This is a genomic window from Massilia sp. CT11-108 (assembly GCF_047302915.1).
Classification (GTDB): Bacteria; Pseudomonadota; Gammaproteobacteria; order Burkholderiales; family Burkholderiaceae_D; genus Telluria; species Telluria orientalis.
Genome location: NZ_JBKYMO010000777.1, coordinates 1 through 1,871, shown reverse-complemented (window position 1 = coordinate 1,871; position 1,871 = coordinate 1). Strand labels below are relative to the sequence as shown.

Annotated in this window: 4 protein-coding genes; 1 reads left to right on the top strand and 3 read right to left on the bottom strand. The window is 69.0% G+C overall.

Annotated elements, in window-relative coordinates; genetic code table 11:
• The coding region (locus ACEN88_RS30565; protein ID WP_413345767.1) for a hypothetical protein at nucleotides 1–456 on the top strand (456 nt) is incomplete at its 5' end.
• Nucleotide 457: 1 nt separating this feature from the next.
• On the opposite strand, the gene ACEN88_RS30560 is transcribed toward ACEN88_RS30565, so the two are convergent.
• From ACEN88_RS30560 to ACEN88_RS30550, 3 genes are all read right to left on the bottom strand, one after another.
• On the bottom strand, nucleotides 458–865 hold the full coding sequence (locus tag ACEN88_RS30560; RefSeq protein ID WP_413345765.1) for a hypothetical protein: 408 nt from the start codon (nucleotides 863–865) through the stop codon (nucleotides 458–460).
• Between the two features lie 12 nt (nucleotides 866–877).
• A complete protein-coding gene (locus ACEN88_RS30555) occupies nucleotides 878–1,636 on the bottom strand; it encodes a Mut7-C RNAse domain-containing protein (protein ID WP_413345763.1) in 759 nt (252 codons plus the stop codon).
• The coding region (locus ACEN88_RS30550) for a DUF72 domain-containing protein (protein ID WP_413345762.1) at nucleotides 1,600–1,871 on the bottom strand (272 nt) is incomplete at its 5' end. The genes ACEN88_RS30550 and ACEN88_RS30555, both read right to left, overlap by 37 nt.

The window sequence follows — 1,871 nt, the reverse complement described above, 5'->3', positions numbered from 1 at the left end:
GCGCTGGACAAGGGCGCCTTCGGTCTGCGCAAGCGGCCCGACGCCGCCCGCTGCTGGGCGCAGCTGCCCGCTACGTTCGACGCCCGCCTCGCGTGCGTCCGCCTTACCGAATTCCGCGACCCGAAAGCACGGCTCGGATGCGGCGACCTCCCCATCGCCAGGGCAGATGGCCGCCCGCTCGACGGCGCGGACGCGGCACGGATCTGCGTCGCCACCGGCACACCCACCCTGCTCGAACCGGGTCCTCCGCCCGGCCCGGAGACCGTCAGGCGCATCCGCGCCTACGCGCGCCACGGCATCACGCTATCGGTCACGGGCGACGTGTACGACCCGGCGTTCGAAGCGTACCGCGACCGGTTCAACCGCACCACGGTCGCCGCGCTCGAGGCCAGGCATGGGCGCGGCTATCTCGAGCGGCTGGGGCACGAGGTCGACGCCCGCGCGTCGTCACAATAAGTCAGGGCGCCCCGAACAAATCGTGCGCATCGAGGATCGCGTACGTGATCTCGGGATGGCGTTCCAGCACCCTGCGCACGGCCGCCGGCACGGACTGGCGCACCTTTTTGCACAGGCCCGGCCGGTCTTCCAGCACGATGAGGATGCCGCGCAACGTGCGCACCTCGTTCGGGCCGGGCGCGATCTTCAGTTCGACGCCGAGGTTGGCGCGGATGCGCTCCTGCAGCCGTTTGAGTTCGTCGTAGCTGGCGACGGCGCCGATGCGCTCGAGCAGTTTTTGCTCTTCCGTGCGCGTGAGGCGCAACGGGCGCAGGTCCGCCTCCGGATCGGCGAGCAGGATCTCGCGCTCGCAGACGCAGGCGCCAGGGGGGCATTCGGTGCGGATGGGTATCGGTACTTGTTGCAACATGGGGTCACGCTGTCAACGGATGGCTCGTCCGGGAAAGTAGTGTATCTCATTTAATACGCCCGCCATGCGCTGCCAGTGCGAGCCCTTCCAGAACACGCCGTGGCAGCAGTCGCATGTGCTGAACTCGTCCTGCGTGGCCGCCACGCGCGGCGGCAGCCGGTCCCTCACCTCCGCCTTCGCGATGGGCCGCAACGGCGCATTGCACGACAGGCACAGCGTGAACGGGCGCATACGCTCGGCCAGGCCGAAGCGCTCGACCACTTCACGCAACTGCGCTTCCCCCTTCAACGCCCGCACGTAGCAGCCGTACGCGATGCCGCGGCGCTTCAGCAGTTCGCGGTCGCGCGTCAGCACGGCGCGTCCGTCATCGAGCGCGATCGCTTCGACTTCGGCGTCGTTCAACGTATTGCGGTAGACGGTGTCGAACCCCGCCATTCTCAACAGCCGCGCGAGACCGCCGAGATGCGCATCCGCGACGAAGCGCACGCGGCCCGGCGGACGCTGGTCCAGCCGCGCCACGTCGGCCACATCGAAGGCAGTGAAGCGCGGATAGACGGCGATGCGGTCGCCCTCTTCCAGGATGTCGTCGAGTCCCCGCGGCTCGCCGTTCAGGAGCACCAGCTCCACCTCCGTGTGCGGCACGCCGAGCGCCTCGATCATGTGCTTGGCCGTGGCGGCACGCGCGCACGGCGCCGCGAAGGAGTGTCCGCGCCGCGCGCGCGCGAGGAAGTCGTTCAGTTCGCCGTAGAAGCGGAACGTCGCGCTGACCATGATTCGTCCACGCCGCGCAGCACCTCCAGTGCGTTCGGCACCGAATGGCCCTCGGCCGTGTTATCGAAGATGCACCAGAGGTCCGCGCCGGGCTGCGCCATCGCGACGATGCGCTGCTCGACCTCGCGCAGGAATTCGGGCGGATAGGACGAGTAGTAGATGCGCGGCGTGCCGTGCAGGCGGATGTAGGTCGACGCCGTCGTCGGCGCGTGGCGCGTCTTCGAACACGATGCAG